We start from the raw sequence: 17879 nt of genomic DNA on the forward strand, positions 1-17879 counted from the left end.
TCGGGGCTGGACGCCGCCAGCGGAACGTCCCCGTCCGATCACCGTCAGGTGGCCGGACGTTCACCCGGAGGCCACCCGGATTCGACCTGAGGTGCCTAGGTTCGCGAAGGCGGCATGCCGCATACCCCCGTCTGCCGTTCGCCCGCACGTCCCGTGACCCGAACCTCCCCACCCGAGAGGCCCCCATGTCCCTGCGCACCGCCCTGACCCTCGCCGTGGCCGGCACCCTCGTCGCCACCCCGGCCTTCGCCGGCATCGTCGCCGAGCCCGTGCAGCACACCGCCGACGGCGCCGCCCTCACCCTGACCCCGGTCGGCACCCACGAGACCGGGATCTTCGACGAGTCCGCCGCCGAGATCGTCACCTGGCACGCCGCCGCCCAGCGCACCCTGGTCGTCAACGCGACCTCCGGCTCGGTCGACGTCCTGGACGCCGCCGACCCGACCGCCCCGACCAAGATCTACGAGATCAACGCCGCCGGCACCGCCGCCGCGGACGGCTCGGTGATCCCCGAGGGCGCCATCGCCAACTCGGTCGCGGTCCGCGAGGACGGGCTGGGCGTCGCCGCCGTCGAGGCCCCGGAGAAGACCGACGCCGGCTGGCTGGTCGTCTTCGACGCCGACGCCGACGCACCCTCGATCCTGGGCGCCTACCGCGTCGGTGCGCTGCCCGACATGGTCACGCTGACCCCTCGCGGCGACAGCGCGCTGGTCGCCAACGAGGGCGAGCCGGCCGAGGACTACGGCGTCGACCCCGAGGGCTCGATCTCCGTCGTCGCCCTGCCCAAGCACAAGACCGACAAGGGCAGGTCCGGCCAGCACGGCCCGCAGGCCATCACCCAGGACAAGGTCGCCACCGCCGACTTCCACGCCTTCGAGGGCGGCAACCTGCCCGAGGGCGTGCGGATCTTCGGTGGGCGCGAGGACGCCGGCACCGGCACCCCGGAGTTCCCGGTGTCGGAGAACCTGGAGCCGGAATACATCACCCTGTCCAAGAACGGCAGGACCGCCTGGGTCTCGCTCCAGGAGGCCAACGCGCTGGCCGTCGTCGACGTGAGGTCCGCCACCGTCACCGACATCCTGCCGCTGGGCACCGTGGACCGCATGGAGGTCCCCTTCGACCCCTCCGACAAGGACGACGAGATCGACCTGGGCACCTGGCCGGTGCAGGGCTTCCGCCTGCCCGACGCGATCGACTCCTACCAGGTCAAGGGCACCACCTATCTGGTCACCGCCAACGAGGGCGACTCCCGCGACTGGGACGGCTACTCCGAGGAGGCCCGCGTCAAGAACCTCGGCAAGAAGGGCCTGCCGCCGGTGTGCGACTCGGTGGCCGCGCAGGTCGGCATGACCGTGGAGGAGCTGCAGGAGGACGAGAACCTCGGCCGCCTCAACATCACCCTCGCGCAGGGCTACGACGAGGCGCAGGGCTGCTACGCAGAGCTGTTCACCTACGGCTCGCGCGGCTTCTCGATCTTCGACGGTGCCGGCACCCTGGTCTTCGACTCGGGCTCGCAGTTCGAGGAGACCATCGCGGCCGCCGTGCCCGACTACTTCAACTCCAACCACTCCGAGACCAACGTCGAGGGCCGCTCGGACGACAAGGGCCCCGAGCCCGAGGGCGTCGTCATCGGCGAGGTCGACGGCCGCACCTATGCCTTCATCGGGCTGGAGCGGATCGGCGGCGTGATGGTCTACGACATCACCGACCCCGCGGGCGCCTTCTACGTCACCTACGTCAACAACCGCGACTTCTCGGTCTCGGTCGAGGACGCGGACGACATCTCCGCCGCGCTGGCGCAGGCGGGCGACCTGGGCGCGGAGGGCCTGGACTTCGTGCCGGCCAAGGAGTCGCCCACCGGTGAGGCGCTGGTGATCGTCGGCAACGAGGTCTCCGGCACCACGACCTTCTTCGAGGTCACCGACCTCCGGTGACCGGGCCGCCCCGCGTGCCTCTTTCAGGGGGAGGCGCGCCGGGCCGTGTCGGCCGGTGTCCGCCCGTCGTGGGTGGGCACCGGCCGATGCGTTCTGCGTGAGGTCGGTCGGTGCGCCGTCCTAGCGTGGGGCGCATGTACAGCACCGTGGCGATCAGCGGCTATCGCTCACTGCGCGACGTGCGGCTGCCGCTCGGTCGGCTCACCGTGGTCACCGGCGCCAACGGCACGGGCAAGTCGAGCGTCTACCGGGCGCTGCGGCTCCTCGCCGACTGCGGGGCCGGCCGCGTCGTGGGGTCGCTGGCGCGCGAGGGGGGTCTGGAGTCTGCGCTCTGGGCCGGTCCCGAGACGCTCGGGGGCGCCAGGAGGGGGTATGCGGTGGAAGGCACCGTCCGCAAGGGGCGGGTCTCGTTGCTGCTCGGGGTCGGTGGGCCCGACCTGTCCTACCTGGTCGACCTGGGGATCCCCGTGCAGTCCGGCTCGGCCTTCGACCGCGATCCGGAGGTGAAGCGGGAGGCGGTCTGGACCGGCCCGGTGATGCGGCCCGCGACCTTGCTCGCCCGGCGCAAGCACCAGGGCGTCGAGGTCCGCGACGACGACGGTCGCTGGCAGAAGGCCCCGGTCAACGTCCCGACCTGGGCCAGCATGCTGACCGAGGTGGTCGACCCGGCGGCCGCACCCGAGCTGTGGGCGGTGCGGGAGGAGCTGCGTTCGTGGCGCTTCTACGACGGCTTCCGGGTCGACGCCGCCAGCCCGGCGCGGATCGCGCAGGTGGGGACCCGCACGTGGGCGCTGGCCGACGACGGCTCCGACCTGGCCGCAGCGCTGCAGACGATCCGGGAGGACAGCCGCTCGGCGCTGGACGAGGCGGTGGCCGACGCCTTCGACGGGGCGCGCCTGGAGGTCGCCGCGACGGACGGTCTCTTCGACGTGCGGCTCCACCAGCCCGGGATGCTGCGGCCGCTGCGGGCGGCCGAGCTCTCCGACGGGACGCTGCGCTACCTGCTGTGGCTTGCCGCCCTGCTCACCCCGATCCCGCCGCGGCTGCTCGCGCTGAACGAGCCCGAGACCTCGCTCCACCCGTCCTTGGTCGCGCCGCTGGCCCGGCTCGTCGCGGCCGCCTCGCGCCGCACCCAGATCGTGGTCGTCACCCACTCTGAGCCGTTGATCCAGGCGCTCTGCGACGAGCTGACCGATGGCCGTGACCCGCGCGAGGACGACCTCGAGGACGATGAGGGCGGCCTCGGAGGGGACGGCGAACTCCCGCCCCTGCGCATCCTCGAGCTGACCAAGGACCTCGGCGAGACTCTCGTGGCCGGCCAGGGTCTGCTCACCCGGCCACGCTGGGAGTGGGGGAAGCGCTGAGGCAGCGGGCTCGCGCTGAGGCGGGCGGGGTCGCACCTTCGTCCGGTATGTGATCCGTCGTCCGGTTCCTTCCGGACGACTGATCACATACCGGACGACGGATCAGCTTCGGGGGCGGAGATGGCCCGGGGACGGAGCTGGTGGGGCGGGGATGGCGGGGTGGGGATGGCCGGGGGCGGGGCGAGGATGGCTTGGCGCAGGCACGGCCATGAGCGGGGCGGGGATGGCTGGGTCAGGGGTCGATGCGGCCGTCGCCGTAGGTCGTCTCCACCTCGCTGACGACGATGCGGTAGCCGTCGTACCAGCGGGCGACCTGCTCCTTGGCCACCTGGTGGTGCGGAAACCGCGCGAGCTGGGCCACCGACTGGCGGTCAGTGAAGTAGTAGATGGCGTTGACCTGGCCGGCGAGGGGCCCGTCCTCGGGGGCGACCCACTTCTCGACGCGGACGAAGCCGGGCAGGTTCTGGGCGTGCTCGGCGATCTGGGCGTCCAGGCGGTAGAAGTCGTCGTCGTAGGTGCCCGGCAGGAAGATGAACTGGCAGCAGATCACGCGCTGACCTCCGGTGCGGGCGGGGCCACCTTGTCGACCTTGACCAGGAGCCGCTCGATGGTGCCGCGGGTGCGGGTCGTCGCCCGGACGGGCACGGTGCCGACGGGCACGCTGCCTGCGGGGACACCCGCGGCGCGGGCAGGTGGCCGCTCGAGCTCGGCGGTGAGATTCCCCGAGATCTGCCCGGCCCGGCGGAAGGCGGTGGCGTGGACCATGCCGAGCTCACTGTCGACGGAGTGCACCACCACGTCACCGTGCCGCGAGGTCCAGGGCACCTCGAGGTCCAGGCCGTCGGCGGGCACGACGAAGGTCAGCACGTCCTGGTAGAGCTCCATCCCCTCCGGCGCCTCGGTGACCGGCGGGGGCAGGGCCTCCACGGCACGCCGGAGCGAGGCGAGGTCGAGGACGACTGCGAGATCCGCATACCCCGCCTCCTCCGCGAGCCGGGCCAGGGCGGAGGCGACGACCGCGCGGGGGTCGCCCGTGGTGTCGATGACCGCGGTGCCGTTGGTCTGGAAGGTGAGCACCCAGCTCGCGCCGCCCGCCTCGAGGGAGGAGCGCAGCTGGTCGGTCGTCGGCATGCGCTTCTGCCCCTGGTTGAGGTTGCGGAAGAGCACCGCGGCCCGGGGCACCTCAGCCCTCGAAGATCGCGCTGTAGGCGTTGAGCGCGAGCTGCCCGCCGAGGTGGGCGTAGAGGACGGTGGAGTCGCGCGGGATGTCGCCGTCGCGGACGAGGTCGATCAGGCCGGCCATCGACTTGCCCTCGTAGACGGGGTCGATGATGACGCCCTCGAGCTCGCCGGTGGTGCGGATCGCGTCGATGGTGGACTGCACCGGGATGCCGTAGTAGTCGCCGGCCCAGCCCTCGCGAATGTCGATCTCGTCCTCGCGCAGCGGGCGGCCCAGGCCGATCAGCTCGGCGGTGTGGTTGTGGACGGGGCTGGGGCCGAAGGTGAGGGGATAGCGCTCGAAGTCGGTGATGGCCATGGTGGCTCCATGTGGGTATGGGGTGGGTCAGGTGTCGGGGGAGAGCTGACGGGTCAGGTGTCGGGGGAGAGCTGACGGGTCAGGTGTCGGGTCAGCTCTCCGGGGAGCGGCGGCGCAGACGTGGCCAAGGACCGCGGTGGACGTCGGCCTCCAGCAGGGGCGGCTCGGCGACGTCACGCACCTCGGCGTCCGGGACGGCGGCGACGCCATCGGGCTGAGTCTCTGGTGGGGACTCGGGCGACGCAGACACGGCCGGCAGCGACTCCGGCAGCAGGGACTCCGGCTCGACCGGCAGGACCTCGGGCCGCTTGGCCTGGCGCTGGTCGCCCGAGGACTCCCCGCGCAGCCGACGACGGATCCACGGCCGCAGGTGCGAGGTGACCCACTCGCGGTCGGCCTGCAGCGACTCGAAGCGGCCCAGGGCCGGCGCCTCGGCCAGCGGCTCGACCCAGTCCCGGACCTCAAAGGGCATACCGAGCGTCCACAGCGCCTGCGCCGCGATCCGGGCGTGACCCTCGGAGCTGAAGTGGATGCGGTCCTGGCCCCACATCCGCGGGTCGCGCAGGGAGCGCATCGTGTAGATGTCGACGACGAAGGCGCCGGTGCGCTGGCCGACGGCCCAGAGCTCGGCGGTGTACTCGACCATGCGTGGGTGCACCCGGTTGACGAGCGAGGCCCACGCGACGTTCGGTGCCGTGAACAGCAGGACGTCGGCGCCGGTGTCGCGGATCCGCTCGACCCCCGCCTCGAGCTTACCCATGACCTCCTCGAGGGAGACCCGGGGCCGCAGGACGTCGTTGCCGCCGGCCGAGAAGCTGACCAGGTCGGGGGTGAGCGAGAGCGCCACCTCCAGCTGCTCGTCGAGGATCTGGTCGATGAGCCGGCCGCGGATGGCGAGGTTGGCATAGCCGAAGGGCAGCCCCAGCTCGGCGTTGCGGGCCGCGAGCGCCGAGGCGACGCGGTCGGACCAGCCGATGTACTCCCCCTCCTGGCGGGGGTCGGCGTCGACCATCCCCTCGGTGAACGAGTCGCCGATGGCGACGAAACGCTCCCACTCGCGGGGCTCGGCCGGGCGTGGACGGGTGGGCATGGAGCCAGCCTAGTCGAGGGGGCAGGCCCGTAGGATCCTGCTCATGCTGCGCGCGATCGCCCGACGGGTCCCCGGTGCCAGGCTGGTCGCCGGTCGCGTCCGGGAACTGGTGCCGCGGTCGGCCGGCGAGGACCTGGGCCGCGTGGTCACCGACAAGCCGGGGTCCACCCCGCGCGCCGACTGGAGTGCCGGGCTGGTGACCAGCCTCGCCGACGAGGGGCACGTGCCCAGCTCCGGTGCGGCCGCCACGGACCCGCGCGCCTACCCCAGCTTCGTGACCCATCTCTACGAGGCGAGGAGATATCGGGCCCGGCTCGCCGCCCAGGGGCTCAAGGGCCACCCGCGCCGCGAGATCACCAAGAAGCTGCAGAACCACGCCCTGGCCGCCAGCCACGGCATCACCCCTCCGGTCATCCACGCGGTGTGGCGCCGGGCCGAGGAGATCGACCTGTCCGTGCTGCCCGACGAGTTCGTGGTGAAGTCCAACGGAGGGGCGGGGTCCAGGGGCGTCTACCCGCTGCGGCGGGTGGACGGTGAGCCTGACGGGTATGAGGTGGCCGACCAGACCCGGCGACGGATCACCGGGGCAGAGGTGGTCGCCCACCTGACGAGTGATCCCAAGCTGTCCGGTCCGTGGTTCGCCGAGGAGCTGCTCGTCCCGGACACCGGCGGTGACGGGTTGCCGCAGGACGTGAAGCTCTATGCCTTCTACGGGCAGGTGGGCTACGGCTTCGCGCGCCGCGCCCGGGTCCATGGCGGGGTCGGCGTGCGCCGCGGGAGGGTCGAGTTCCGTTATGTGGACGGGGCGGGCCAGGACATCGAGATGCGCCAGGAGCCCTCGGACACCGACGTGCCCTTGACCCCCCAGCTCCAGGAGATGCTCGAGCACGCGCGGACCCTCTCGCTGGCGGTGCCGCTGCCCTTCGTGCGGGTCGACCTCTACGGGACGACCCGGGGCGTGGTCATGGGCGAGCTGACCCTGCTGCCGGGAGGGAACCAGCACTACCTGACCGCCCAGGACGCGCGGCTGGGGAGGCTGTGGGAGGAGGCCGAGATGCGTCTCCAGATGGACCTGGTGGGTGGTCGGCCGTTCGCGATCCTGCCCGGGGAGCAGCCGGTGCCCGAGATCCTTCAGCCCTACCTGCCCCGACGCTGAGGAGGCTGGCGCCGCCGTGGTCGCGCCGGCTCAGATGAGCCCGGCCAGGAGCAGCCAGAGCGGGATCGTCACCAGCCCGGCCCCGGTCTGCACGGCGATGATCGCCGCCATCAGGGGCGCGTCCCCGCCCAGCCGGCGGGCCAGCACGTAGGCGCTCGACGCCGTCGGCAGCGACTGGAAGAGGACCGCCACCACGGCGGTCGGGCCCGACAGCCCCAGCGCCGCGGCGAGGGCCAGGGTGATGACAGGGACGAGCGCGAACCGGAAGAGCATCGACCACCCGATGAGCACGGAGGTCGTCCTCGTGCCGCGGGGACGGCGCAGTCCCGCCCCCACGCAGAGCAGCCCGACGGGCAGCGCCGCTCCGCCCAGGATGCGGAGGAGCTCACCGACCGCGACGAGGAACTCGCCGAGGACCGGCGCCCCCACCAGGCCCTGCCCGGCGGCCGTCCCGCCGATCGCGTGCAGGCCGAGCCCGACGACGCAGGCCGCGACGAGCGGGTTGGTCACGATCTCGCGCGCGACGTCGGACCAGGAGGTGATGCCGCTGCCGTGCCGGGCCAGGGTGATCGTCGAGGTGATGTTGACGATCGGCACCAGGACGGCGTTGCACAGCGCGGCCAGCGCCAGACCCTCCGCACCCCACAGCGCGGTGGCCACCACCAGGCCGATGTAGTTGTTGAACCGCACCCCGCCCTGGAAGACGGAGGTGAAGGCCGGTCCGTCGTCGGGGGAGATGAGGCGTCGTGAGCTCCATACCGCCAGCGCCCCCAGGACCGAGGAGGCCGCGAGCACGACCGCCATGGTGCCCACGCGCAGACCGGTGAAGTCCGCCCGCGCGAGGCCGGAGATGAACAGCGAGGGAAGCAGGACGAAGTAGGCCAGCCGCTCCAGGCCCCGCCAGAAGTCGTCGCCGAAGCGGAAGCGGATCCGCAGGACGCGGCCGAGCAGGATGAGGGCGGCGGTCGGCAGCAGCGCGGAGAGCAGGGCCCCGGCGTCGATCGTCACGGCATCAGGAGCGGCGGCGGGCGCCACCGACGGATGCGCCACGGCCGGAGGTGTAGCGATGCTCGTGCCGACCGGTCCCGTCCGCCGGCTCGTCCAGGTCGGTCCCGTGCTCGGCGTAGGACAGCGCCTCGGCCAGCAGGTCGTGGACGTGCTGGCTGGTCGTGGAGTAGTAGGCGTAGGTCGCCTCCCGCCGGGCGGTGACGATGCCCGCCAGCCGGAGCTTGGCCAGGTGCTGGCTCACCACGGTCGGGCCGGCCCCCACGTGCTCGGCGAGGTCGTTGACGCTGCGCTCCCCCTGCTGCAGCACCCACAGGATCTTGATCCGCGTCGGGTCGGTGAGCAGCTTGAAGGTCTCCGCCGCCCGGTCCGCATGGTGGTCGTCGGGCACGACGGGATCGCGGTCACGCCCGTCGTGGGCCGGCGGGAGCTCTGCGTGAGGTGACGACACCTGGCCAGGATAGCAATCTGCACACCTGTGCAGATATGAATAGAATGGGCGGGTGCCAGCACCGCGCCCTGATCACGACCCTTCGCACGACGGCCACCCCCATGAGGGGCGGCACGCGCACGACCGTCGGCACGACCACGGTCATGAGCACGGTCATGAGGACGGGCACTCCCACGACCACGACGGCCTCTGGGGACGCCTCAAGCACGCGGTCGTGCCGCACAGCCACGACCACACCGAGAGCGTCTTGGTCGGTGAGGAGGCGCGGGCGCACGGCATCCGGGCGGCGTGGATCAGCCTGGTCGTGATGGGGCTGACCGCGCTGGGACAGGTCGTCATCGTCTGGCTCAGCGGATCGGTCGCGCTGCTGGCGGACACCGTCCACAACCTCGGTCACCTCGCCACCACGATCCCGCTGATCATGGCCTTCCGGCTGGCGGGGCGGGCGGCGACCGAGCGCTACAGCTATGGCTTCCGGCGCGCCGAGGACATCGTCGGTCTGCTCATCGCCGGCGTCATCGCGCTGTCGGCTGGCCTGATCATCTGGGAGTCGCTCAAGGCGCTGACCCAGGAGCGCGAGCTGACCCACCTGGGCTGGGTCTTCGCCGCCGGGCTGGTCGGCTTCGTGGGCAACGAGCTGGTCGCGGTCTACCGCATCCGCGCCGGGCGCCGCATCGGCTCGGCCGCGCTGGTGGCCGAGGGCAACCACGCGCGGGCCGACGGCCTGACCTCGCTGGCGGTCGTGGTCGGAGCGGTCGCCGCCTGGCTCGGGCACCCCGAATGGGACGCGGTCATCGGGCTGGTCATCGCCGCCATGATCCTGTGGATCCTGGTCCTGTCGCTGCGGTCGGTGATCCGTCGCCTCATGGACGGGGTCGACGCGGGCGTCGTGCCCGGTATGCGGCAGGCCGCCACCTCGGTCCCTGGCGTCCGTGCCGTGGACTCGGTCCGCGCCCGGTGGAGCGGCCACCTGCTCCAGGGCGAGCTGGTCGTGCGCGCCGAGCCGACGCTGACGGTCAGCGCGGCGGACGAGCTCGCCGCCTCCGTGGAGGAGGCCGTCCGGGAGGTCACCCCGCACCTGGCCGAGGCGGTCGTGACCGTGCGCCCGGCACGCTGATCCGAGCAGGCCCCGTCGGGGAGGGCGGGGTCAGGCGGGCAGGACGTCGCCCAGCCGACGTGGGCGCAGGCCGCGCGACCGCAGGGTGCGCACCGCCTCGCGGGTGCCGACCGCGGTGCCGCTGCCGGGCCGGTTGATGTGGGCCAGCGCGATACCCCCCGGCTGCAGGGTCAGCAGGTTGGCCGCAACCTGGTCGGCCGTGGCCGTGGCGCCGAGATCCGCGTTGACGCTGAACCCGACCATCGGTGTGCCCATGGCCGAGGCGATCGCCACCCCGACGTCATCGGCGTGGGCCGTCCCCGGGCGGAACCACCGCGAGCGCCGGCCCCAGAGCAGGCGGAGGATCCGGTGGCCGCGGGCGATCTCGTTGTAGGCCTCCGCGGCGTCGGCGGTGCCGGCGATGCCGTAGGCATCCTGCCCCTCGACCGTCAGCGGAAGGTGCCGGTCCCCGTGGTTGGCCAGCTCGAAGAGAGGGTCGGCGGCCAGCTCCGAGACCACGTCGGCGTTGGCCAGCATCCACGGCCTGGTGAGGAACAACGTCGCCGGGACCCGCTCCTGCCGGAGGACGGTGAGCAGCTCGACGTCCAGCTCCAGGCGCGATCCCGAGCAGGCGTCGAAGGTGAGGACGACCTCGTCGGGCGAGTCGAAGGTCGAGATGATGCCCGGGCCCTCCAGCCCGAACCAGCTCGGTCGACGGCCGGCGAAGGTGCCGACGGTCTCCTCCCGTCCAGGGAGGTCGGCGCGCAGGAAGCCGCGCAGCTCCTCGGCCCGCGGGGCTGCGAGCAGGGTGGCGGCCGAGGAGGTCAGCAGACCGACGACGGCCCGGCGGCTCGGCCCGCCGGGCGCGGGGGCGTCCCTCCGATGCCCCATGGCCGATCTCTCCCTCGTCCTCCCGCCGGATGTCCATCGTGGCACAGGCACGGGGCGGCGGACGGTGAACAGCACGGCGCCCACCCCGGGTGGACCGGGGCGGGCGCCGTGGAAGTCGTCAGGCTGGGTCAGCCGTTGACGCGCTCCTTCAGCTTCGAGCCCTGCTTGAAGCCGACCGACTTGCTGGCCGCGATCTGGATCTCGGCGCCGGTCTGGGGGTTGCGGCCGGTGCGGGCAGCGCGCTCGCGCACCTCAAAGGTGCCGAAGCCGGGGAAGGCAACCTTCTCGCCCTTGGCGAGCTCGGCGCCAACGGCCTCGAGGACGGCGCTGACGACCTTGTCGGCAGCAGCCTGCGTCATGCCGGCCTCGCGTGCGACAGCCTCGACAATGACCTTCTTGCTCATGGGTACAGCCCTTTCATCGACTGAGTGGGTCGGTCAACGGTATGCAGATCGGCGCCGGAATTTCCAACGCCACGCCCGAAAACCGCTCTGTGGTGCGAGTTTCTGCGCCGATTTCGGCCTTCCGGGGGCCCTGAGCGCCCGTGAACCAGCCCCGGGCCAGCCGTGGGCCGGGCCTCCGGTGGCCTAATCTTGCGCTCATGGCCCATCCCGAGCGCAGGATCGACCGGGCGGTCGCCGCCTACAGCGAGCTCGAGCCGCGCCTGCACCGCGTCACCGACGAGGCCATCGCCACGCTCACCGCGCTCATCGACGACGCGGGCATCAACTACCTCACGGTCACCGGGCGCACCAAGACCGCGGCCTCCTTCGCCGCCAAGGCCCGCCGCTACGAGGGCGCCCCGGAGGACGTCGACCCGCTGCGGGCGATCACCGACCAGGTCGGGACCCGGATCATCACCTACGTGCGTGCCGACGTGCAGGCGGTCGCGGACCTGCTCAGCGAGCACTACACCGTCCTGGAGGACCGGGACATGGGGCAGGAGACGGCCAGCGAGGGCCGCTTCGGCTACTCCAGCCGCCACCTGCTCCTCTCCACCCTGCCGCCGGGGCCGGACGGCGAGCTGCCCGGCTACGACCCGCAGACCTCCTTCTCGGTCCAGCTGCGCACCGTCCTGCAGCACGCGTGGGCCGAGTTCGAGCACGACGTCCGCTACAAGGGCACGATCCCGCCCGAGCAGGTCCCCGACCTGGACCGTCGCTTCACGCTCGCCGCGGGCCTGCTGGAGCTGGCGGACAACGAGTTCACCGCGATCCGCGACCGCATCCAGGCGGGGCTGTCCGGCGGCACCGTCGCCGGGGACAGCGGCGACCCCCGGGTGAGCCCGCAGGAGCTGGCCACCTTCCTGGCCGGCCGCTACTCCTCGGCCGGGTGGTCGCGCACCGAGCACTACGAGTGGATCGCCACGCTCATGCTCGAGGCCGGCATCGCCTCCCTGGACGAGCTCAGCGCGGTCCTGGGCGACGTGGACAACACCGCGGTCACCGCCGCGATGGGCTACAAGTACCCGCCCGGGGCCGTCCGCCGCCTCGACGACGACCTCCTCGTCAGCCTCGGGGAGAGGTATGTGGCACTCCCGGGCAACGAACGCCGTCGCGAACCTCTTCGGGCCAGGTTGGCCAAGGTCCAGGAGGACCGGGGTGGGGACGAGCGTGCCGAGCCAAGAGGTGGAGAGACAGGACGCGCAGAAGCGGGACGTGCAGAGGCAGGAGAGGACCGTGGTGACGTCGACGCGGAGTCGTGAACCTCATACCGGAGGTCGTGGAGTCCTGATCACCGGCGCCTCCCGGGGCGTCGGTGCGGCCGCCGCCCGGGTCTTCGCCGAGGCCGGCGACCGGGTCGTCGTGCACTACCGGGGCGCGGAGGAGCGGGCGCGCGAGGTGCTCGCGAGCCTGCCGGGCGAGGGTCACTCCCTGCTGCGGGCCGACCTGACCTCGCCCGAGGAGACGCGCGAGCTGGCCGCACGGGCGATCGTGGCGCTGGGGCGGATCGACGTGCTGGTCAACAACGCCGCGCTCTTCCTCGACCCTGCCGGGGAGGGCAGCCGGCGCGGCGACCACCGGATCACCGACGTCGACTACGAGGACTGGGTGCGGGCGTGGCGCACCACCCTGGAGACCAACCTGCTCGGTCCGGCGAACCTGACCTGGTGCGTGGCCAGGCACATGATGGAGGTGCCGGCGGCCGAGGGCGCGCCGGCGGGACGGGTCGTCAACGTCGGGTCGCGGGGGGCCTACCGGGGAGAGCCGGACGTGCCTGCCTACGGGGCGAGCAAGGCGGGGCTGCACGCCTTCGGCCAGTCGATGGCCGTCGCGCTGGCGCCGCACGGGATCGGCGTGGTCTCGATCGCGCCCGGCTTCATCGCGACCGACATGGCGGCGCAGGTGCTCGACGGACCGGGCGGGGACGCGGTGCGGGCGCAGAGCCCCTTCGGCCGGGTCGCGGAGGCCGACGAGGTGGCCCGGGCGATCTGGGCGCTGTCACGGCCGGAGGCGCAGTGGGCCTCGGGGTCGGTCGTGGACTTCAACGGCGCGAGCTACCTGCGGTGAGCCGCGACCTGCCGCCCGCCGGGGCGCACGGCGGCGACGGTGTCGCGGTGGCGCGCGCCCTGGGGATCGACCCTGCCGACCTGCTCGACCTGTCGCAGAACATGAACCCCGCCGCCCCCGACGTCGGCGCGCTGGTCTCCCGGCACCTCGAGGCGCTCGGGCGCTATGCCGACCCGCGCGAGGCCACGGGGCTGCTGGCCGACGCGCTGGGCGTGGGGCCCGAGCGGCTGCTGCTGACCAACGGCGGCAGCGAGGCCATCCACCTCGTCCACCAGGAGCTGGGCGGGCACGTGCGCAGCGAGCCGGAGTTCGGCCTGCACCCCCGCGGCGAGGGTGGCCCGACTTGGCGCACGGACCCGCACAGCCCGACCGGGCGCCTGGCGCTGCCCGGCGAGGTGGCCGACGTGTGGGACGAGGCCTTCTACGCCCTGGCGACCGGTCGGTGGACCGCCGGGCGCGACGGCGTGGTGGTGGTCGGCTCACTGACCAAGACCTTCCACTGCCCCGGGCTGCGGCTGGGCTACGTGCTCGCCGACCCCGCGGTGGTCGAGGCCTGCGCGCGGCGGCAGCCGCACTGGTCGGTCTCGACGCTGGCGCTGGCCGTGCTGCCCGACCTGCTGGAGCGGGCCGAGCTGCCGGCGTGGGCGGCGACCGTCGCCGGCCTGCGCGCCGAGCTGGTCGGCCTGCTGCAGGGCCACGGCCTGGAGGTCGAGGCGGCGGACGCCCCGTGGGTGCTGGTGCACGAGCCTCACCTGCGCGAGCGTCTCGCGCCCCACGGCGTGCTGGTGAGGGACTGCACCAGCTTCGGCCTCCCCGGTGTGGCCCGGGTGGCGGTGCCGGGCCCCGACGGGCTGGAGCGGCTGGCCGGCGTGCTCGACCGGGCGTGGCGCGGAGCACCCCCGGGACGGGAGTAGGCTGTCCCCGTCGTGCAGGACGAAGTCCGGTGAGAACCCGGCACTGACCCGCAACGGTGGAGCGCCCGGCCAGATGGTCCAGGGACGCCGAGTCCGGTCGAACTGCCCGACGATCCGTAACCACTCGCCCTCGAGGACCCAGGGGCCGGTTCGGACGGCGGACCCGGAGCACTCTCGCGGACTGTCGCTCGAGCACCCAGACCTCGACCGACAGGAGAAGCACCATGAACCGCCTCACCCGCGCCACCTTGAGCGTGACGGCCCTTTCCGCCCTCGTCCTCGCCGGCTGCAGCGTCAAGGACACCGACACCGGCGCCCAGACCTCCGGCACCCAGACCTCCGGCAGCGAGACCACGACGGGCTCCGGCGACACCGGTGCCGCGACGGGCGGCACGGACGGGAGCGCCGCGACGGCGGACGCCGGGTCCGGGGACTTCCCCGTCACCGTCGACGCCGAGAACGGCGAGGTGACGATCGACGAGCAGCCCGAGCGCATCGTCTCGCTGTCCCCGTCCGCCACCGAGATCCTCTTCGCGATCGGCGCCGGCGAGCAGGTCGTCGCCGCCGACGAGTGGTCGACCTTCCCCGAGGAGGCGCCGCGCACCGACCTGTCCGGCTACGACCCCAACGTCGAGGCGATCGCGGGCTACGACCCGGACCTGGTCGTCATCGCCAACGACTCCAACGAGCTGGTCGCTGCGCTCGGCGAGCTCGACATCCCGGTCATCGTCAGCGGGGCCCCGACCGAGCTCGAGGGCGGCTACGACGCCGTCGCGCTCCTGGGACAGGCCACCGGCCAGATCGACGGCACCGCGGAGATGGTCAGCACCATGCGCGCGGAGATGGACGAGGCCTTCGCCCAGGCGCCGAAGGACTCCGGGCTGCGGATCTACCACGAGCTGGACGAGACCTTCTACAGCGTCAGCAGCAACAGCTTCATCGGATCGGTCTACGAGAAGATGGGCGCGGTCAACATCGCCGACGAGGCCGACAGCGAGGGCACCGGCTATCCCCAGCTGACCGAGGAGGCCATCATCGCGGCCGACCCGGAGCTGATCATCGTCACCGACGACGCGTCCTACACCAAGGAGGACGTGGCCAACCGCCCCGGCTGGTCGGAGATCACCGCGGTCAAGAACGACAACATCGTCTACGTCGACGCCGACATCGCCTCCCGCTGGGGGCCGCGGCTGCCGCAGCTGGTCGGCCTGGTCGCCGACGCGATGACCCAGGCCCACCAGGGCGCCCCCGCAGGGCGCTGACGAGACGTGAGCAGCAGCGGCGAAGGAGCAACGGTGCGACCGGGCGGGGTGAGCACCCGTCCCGGTGGCGGCGTGAGCACCCACGCGCCCCGCCCCGCCGACGCCCTCGACGAGGCGGCGGCCCGGGCCTTCCGGCTGCCCCTGGCCGCGCTGCTGGGCGCCGCCGCGCTCCTGGTGCTGGCCGGGCTCGCCTCGGTCACCCAGGGCGCGGCGGGGCTGCCGGTCGCCGGCGTGGTCCGCTCCCTGCTGGACGCCCTGCCCGGCATCCAGGTCGAGCAGACCCTCACCGACCAGCAGCAGGCCGTCCTCTGGCAGATCCGTCTCCCCCGCACGGTGCTCGCCGCGCTCGTGGGCGGCAGCCTGGCGATGGCCGGGGCCGGCTACCAGGGCGTCTTCCGCAACCCGTTGGCCGATCCCTACCTGCTGGGGGTCTCCGCCGGCGCCGGCCTCGGTGCCGTCCTGGCGCTGGGCTTCGGCCTGGACCTGTCCTGGGGACCCATCGGGGCGCTGCCGATGGCCGCCTTCCTCGGCGCGATCCTGGCCGTCACCGGCTCGGTCCTGGTCGCCCGCGGCTCCTTCCGCGACCCGGCCACGCTCCTCCTCGCCGGCGTGGCGATGGCCGCGCTCTTCTCCGCGGCCCAGACCTTCGCCCTCCAGCGGCTGGACCAGACCCGCAGCCGCGAGGTGCTGTCCTGGCTCTTCGGCCGACTGGCCACCTCGGGCTGGCAGCCGATCCTCCTGCTGCTGCCCTACGTCCTCCTGGCCGGGATCCTCCTGCTACTGCACGCCCGCCACCTCGACGTCCTGCGCCTCGGCGACGATGAGGCCCGCGCCCTGGGGCTGCACCCGGCCCGCTCCCGGTTCGTGGTGGTCGCGGCGGCCACCCTGATCACCGCGGCCGCGGTCTCGGTCAGCGGCCTGATCGCCTTCGTCGGGCTGGTGACCCCGCACATCGTCCGCATGCTCGTGGGGCACTCCTACCGGGTCCTGATCCCGCTGTCCTTCCTGGTCGGCGCGGCCTTCCTGGCCTTCGTCGACATCGGGGCCCGCACCCTCGTGGCCCCGGCCGAGCTGCCCGTGGGCGTCATCACCGCCTTCGTGGGCGCCCCCTTCTTCTGCTTCGTGCTCTGGCGCGGGAGGACCGACTCATGACCACTCCCCCGACGTCCATGGACCCGGCGGCCCCGGTCCCCACTCCCCTGACCCCTGCGCACAGCCTGCGCACCCACGGCCTGCGGGTCTCCTACGACGGCAAGGAGGTGCTGCGCGGCACCGACCTGGAGCTGCGCAGCGGCGAGTGGCTGGGGCTCATCGGCCCCAACGGCTCGGGCAAGTCCACCCTCCTGCGCGCCCTCGTCGGCCTCGTGCCCAGCACCGGCCGGGTCGAGCTGGGCGACGGCCGGGTGCCCGGCCCCACCGACCTGGCCCTCATGCCCCAGTCCCCCGAGCTGCCGCCGGGGATGACGGTCGTCGAGTACGTCCTCCTCGGCCGCACCGCCCACCTGGGCTGGCTGAACAACGAGTCCACCGCCGACCGCCGGATCGCCACCGACGTCCTGCGCCGCCTCCAGCTGGCCGGCTTCGCCGACCGCCGCGTGCGCCAGCTCTCCGGCGGCGAGGCCCAGCGGGTCGTCATCGCCCGCGCCCTGGTCCAGCAGTCGCCCGTCCTCCTCCTGGACGAGCCCACCAGCGCCCTCGACATGGGCCACCAGGTGGAGGTGCTCGAGCTGGTCGACGAGCTGCGGCACGAGGACGGCCTGACCGTCGTCGCCGCCATGCACGACCTCGGCACCGCCGCCCGCTACTCCGACCGCCTGGCCCTCCTCGAGCACGGCAGCATCGTCTCGATCGGCCGGCCCTTGGAGGTCCTGGACCCGCCCGTCCTGTCCCGGGTCTACGGTCACCCCATCGAGGTGCACGACGTCGGCGGCCACCTCGTGGTCGTCCCGGCACCCCGGGCCCCGCGGACCGCTCCGGGCGAGCGGGCACCGCATACCCCCGTCGACCTGGCGTCCCGCCGCACCCGAGCCGAGGAGATCTCATGACCGGACCGACCCCCGCCGGCGAGCACGCGGCCAAGGACCACGAGGAGCCGCGCACCGAGCGGCCCTACGACCGGCGCGCGCTGCGCTCGGCGCCGTCGCTGGTGCTGGTCAACACCGGGCACGGCAAGGGCAAGTCGACCGCGGCGTTCGGGACGTTGCTGCGCAGCCGCGGGCGCGACTGGCCGACCGCGTGCGTGCAGTTCCTCAAGTCCGGCAGGTGGCGCACCGGCGAGGAGGCGATGCTGCGCCAGCTCGGCGTCGAGTGGTTCAGCGCCGGGGACGGATTCTCCTGGGACAGTGAGGATCTGGACGAGTCGCGCGCCAAGGCGGTGGCGGCGTGGGCGTTCTCGCGCGAGCTCATCGCGGCCGGTGCGCACCAGATGGTGATGCTCGACGAGATCTCCTACCCGATGAACTGGGGCTGGATCGACGCCGAGGAGGTGGCCCGGGTGCTGCGCGAGCGGCCCGAGCACGTCAGCGTCTTCCTGACCGGCCGGGAGATGCCGCAGGCCGTCATCGACGTCGCCGACACGGTCACCGAGATGGTGCCGGTCAAGCACGCCTTCCAGCAGGGGATCCGCGCTCGACGTGGCATCGACTACTAGACCAGTGCCGTCGGGCGTG

Annotated in this window: 18 protein-coding genes and 1 pseudogene; 11 read left to right on the top strand and 8 right to left on the bottom strand. The window is 73.0% G+C overall.

Translation table 11 applies throughout. From position 1 onward, the window contains the following. Positions 1 to 185 precede the first annotated feature (185 nt). Both ACTMMA_RS06210 and ACTMMA_RS06215 read left to right on the top strand, forming a co-directional pair. Complete coding sequence (locus ACTMMA_RS06210) at positions 186 to 1934, top strand: choice-of-anchor I family protein (protein WP_441189241.1); 1749 nt, start codon at positions 186 to 188, stop codon at positions 1932 to 1934. A gap of 134 nt (positions 1935 to 2068) precedes the next feature. Next, complete coding sequence (locus ACTMMA_RS06215) at positions 2069 to 3298, top strand: AAA family ATPase (protein WP_441189242.1); 1230 nt, start codon at positions 2069 to 2071, stop codon at positions 3296 to 3298. Between the two features lie 232 nt (positions 3299 to 3530). On the opposite strand, the gene ACTMMA_RS06220 is transcribed toward ACTMMA_RS06215, so the two are convergent. The 4 genes and pseudogenes from ACTMMA_RS06220 to ACTMMA_RS06235 form a co-directional block, all read right to left on the bottom strand. Beyond that, positions 3531 to 3848 carry an antibiotic biosynthesis monooxygenase family protein gene (locus tag ACTMMA_RS06220; protein WP_441189243.1) on the bottom strand — a complete coding sequence of 106 codons (318 nt, stop codon included), beginning with the start codon at positions 3846 to 3848 and terminating at the stop codon, positions 3531 to 3533. Further along, positions 3845 to 4480: a DUF1697 domain-containing protein gene (locus ACTMMA_RS06225; protein ID WP_441189244.1), complete on the bottom strand. Its 636-nt coding sequence runs from the start codon at positions 4478 to 4480 to the stop codon at positions 3845 to 3847. The genes ACTMMA_RS06220 and ACTMMA_RS06225 overlap by 4 nt, the downstream gene beginning before the upstream one ends. A gap of 1 nt (position 4481) precedes the next feature. Beyond that, positions 4482 to 4784, bottom strand: a pseudogene (locus ACTMMA_RS06230) (1-aminocyclopropane-1-carboxylate deaminase); the annotation flags it as partial. 142 nt (positions 4785 to 4926) lie between these two features. Further along, on the bottom strand, positions 4927 to 5925 hold the full coding sequence (locus ACTMMA_RS06235) for an SGNH/GDSL hydrolase family protein (protein ID WP_441189245.1): 999 nt from the start codon (positions 5923 to 5925) through the stop codon (positions 4927 to 4929). Positions 5926 to 5968: 43 nt separating this feature from the next. Between ACTMMA_RS06235 and ACTMMA_RS06240 the strand changes: the two genes are divergently transcribed. Further along, the gene (locus ACTMMA_RS06240; protein WP_441189246.1) at positions 5969 to 7081 is read left to right on the top strand and encodes an ATP-grasp fold amidoligase family protein; all 1113 of its coding nucleotides are present in this window, start codon (positions 5969 to 5971) and stop codon (positions 7079 to 7081) included. Between the two features lie 30 nt (positions 7082 to 7111). Here ACTMMA_RS06240 and ACTMMA_RS06245 read toward each other — a convergent pair whose 3' ends face one another. Beyond that, positions 7112 to 8131: an AEC family transporter gene (locus ACTMMA_RS06245; protein ID WP_441189247.1), complete on the bottom strand. Its 1020-nt coding sequence runs from the start codon at positions 8129 to 8131 to the stop codon at positions 7112 to 7114. Then, entirely contained in the window at positions 8094 to 8537 is a 444-nt protein-coding gene (locus ACTMMA_RS06250; RefSeq protein ID WP_441189248.1) for an ArsR/SmtB family transcription factor, read from the bottom strand. The genes ACTMMA_RS06245 and ACTMMA_RS06250 overlap by 38 nt, the downstream gene beginning before the upstream one ends. Before the next feature lie 52 nt (positions 8538 to 8589). Between ACTMMA_RS06250 and ACTMMA_RS06255 the strand changes: the two genes are divergently transcribed. Beyond that, positions 8590 to 9654 carry a cation diffusion facilitator family transporter gene (locus ACTMMA_RS06255; RefSeq protein ID WP_441189249.1) on the top strand — a complete coding sequence of 355 codons (1065 nt, stop codon included), beginning with the start codon at positions 8590 to 8592 and terminating at the stop codon, positions 9652 to 9654. A gap of 30 nt (positions 9655 to 9684) precedes the next feature. On the opposite strand, the gene ACTMMA_RS06260 is transcribed toward ACTMMA_RS06255, so the two are convergent. Together ACTMMA_RS06260 and ACTMMA_RS06265 are read right to left on the bottom strand one after the other, a co-directional pair. Continuing rightward, positions 9685 to 10524, bottom strand: a complete 840-nt coding sequence (locus tag ACTMMA_RS06260; protein WP_441189250.1) for a polysaccharide deacetylase family protein — start codon at positions 10522 to 10524, stop codon at positions 9685 to 9687. A gap of 128 nt (positions 10525 to 10652) precedes the next feature. Next, positions 10653 to 10928 (bottom strand): HU family DNA-binding protein, encoded by a 276-nt coding sequence (locus ACTMMA_RS06265; RefSeq protein WP_441189251.1) that lies wholly within the window; start codon positions 10926 to 10928, stop codon positions 10653 to 10655. 197 nt (positions 10929 to 11125) lie between these two features. Between ACTMMA_RS06265 and ACTMMA_RS06270 the strand changes: the two genes are divergently transcribed. From ACTMMA_RS06270 to cobO, 7 genes are all read left to right on the top strand, one after another. Then, positions 11126 to 12229: a GTP pyrophosphokinase gene (locus tag ACTMMA_RS06270; RefSeq protein ID WP_441189252.1), complete on the top strand. Its 1104-nt coding sequence runs from the start codon at positions 11126 to 11128 to the stop codon at positions 12227 to 12229. Then, entirely contained in the window at positions 12207 to 13034 is an 828-nt protein-coding gene (locus ACTMMA_RS06275) for an SDR family NAD(P)-dependent oxidoreductase (protein ID WP_441189253.1), read from the top strand. Before ACTMMA_RS06270 ends, ACTMMA_RS06275 begins: the two co-directional genes overlap by 23 nt. Further along, positions 13031 to 13948, top strand: a complete 918-nt coding sequence (locus ACTMMA_RS06280; protein ID WP_441189254.1) for an aminotransferase class I/II-fold pyridoxal phosphate-dependent enzyme — start codon at positions 13031 to 13033, stop codon at positions 13946 to 13948. The genes ACTMMA_RS06275 and ACTMMA_RS06280 overlap by 4 nt, the downstream gene beginning before the upstream one ends. 224 nt (positions 13949 to 14172) lie before the next feature. Further along, entirely contained in the window at positions 14173 to 15210 is a 1038-nt protein-coding gene (locus tag ACTMMA_RS06285; protein WP_441189255.1) for an ABC transporter substrate-binding protein, read from the top strand. Positions 15211 to 15282: 72 nt separating this feature from the next. Beyond that, positions 15283 to 16362 carry a FecCD family ABC transporter permease gene (locus tag ACTMMA_RS06290; protein WP_441189256.1) on the top strand — a complete coding sequence of 360 codons (1080 nt, stop codon included), beginning with the start codon at positions 15283 to 15285 and terminating at the stop codon, positions 16360 to 16362. Further along, on the top strand, positions 16359 to 17255 hold the full coding sequence (locus tag ACTMMA_RS06295) for an ABC transporter ATP-binding protein (RefSeq protein ID WP_441189257.1): 897 nt from the start codon (positions 16359 to 16361) through the stop codon (positions 17253 to 17255). The genes ACTMMA_RS06290 and ACTMMA_RS06295 overlap by 4 nt, the downstream gene beginning before the upstream one ends. Beyond that, the gene (cobO, locus tag ACTMMA_RS06300) at positions 17252 to 17860 is read left to right on the top strand and encodes a cob(I)yrinic acid a,c-diamide adenosyltransferase (RefSeq protein ID WP_441189258.1); all 609 of its coding nucleotides are present in this window, start codon (positions 17252 to 17254) and stop codon (positions 17858 to 17860) included. The genes ACTMMA_RS06295 and cobO overlap by 4 nt, the downstream gene beginning before the upstream one ends. Positions 17861 to 17879: the final 19 nt, after the last annotated feature.

The sequence above is a fragment of the Ornithinimicrobium panacihumi genome (genome assembly GCF_052073805.1).
Taxonomy (GTDB): Bacteria; Actinomycetota; Actinomycetes; order Actinomycetales; family Dermatophilaceae; genus Ornithinicoccus; species Ornithinicoccus panacihumi.

What these genes read in the sequence shown, in the direction of transcription:
- ACTMMA_RS06260 (WP_441189250.1), bottom strand. Translation starts at nt 10,524, where the DNA reads ATGGGGCATCGGAGGGACGCCCCCGCGCCCGGCGGGCCGAGCCGCCGG.
- ACTMMA_RS06210 (WP_441189241.1), top strand. Translation starts at nt 186, where the DNA reads ATGTCCCTGCGCACCGCCCTGACCCTCGCCGTGGCCGGCACCCTCGTC.
- ACTMMA_RS06235 (WP_441189245.1), bottom strand. Translation starts at nt 5,925, where the DNA reads ATGCCCACCCGTCCACGCCCGGCCGAGCCCCGCGAGTGGGAGCGTTTC.
- ACTMMA_RS06295 (WP_441189257.1), top strand. Translation starts at nt 16,359, where the DNA reads ATGACCACTCCCCCGACGTCCATGGACCCGGCGGCCCCGGTCCCCACT.
- ACTMMA_RS06265 (WP_441189251.1), bottom strand. Translation starts at nt 10,928, where the DNA reads ATGAGCAAGAAGGTCATTGTCGAGGCTGTCGCACGCGAGGCCGGCATG.
- ACTMMA_RS06215 (WP_441189242.1), top strand. Translation starts at nt 2,069, where the DNA reads ATGTACAGCACCGTGGCGATCAGCGGCTATCGCTCACTGCGCGACGTG.
- ACTMMA_RS06270 (WP_441189252.1), top strand. Translation starts at nt 11,126, where the DNA reads ATGGCCCATCCCGAGCGCAGGATCGACCGGGCGGTCGCCGCCTACAGC.
- ACTMMA_RS06240 (WP_441189246.1), top strand. Translation starts at nt 5,969, where the DNA reads ATGCTGCGCGCGATCGCCCGACGGGTCCCCGGTGCCAGGCTGGTCGCC.
- ACTMMA_RS06285 (WP_441189255.1), top strand. Translation starts at nt 14,173, where the DNA reads ATGAACCGCCTCACCCGCGCCACCTTGAGCGTGACGGCCCTTTCCGCC.
- cobO (WP_441189258.1), top strand. Translation starts at nt 17,252, where the DNA reads ATGACCGGACCGACCCCCGCCGGCGAGCACGCGGCCAAGGACCACGAG.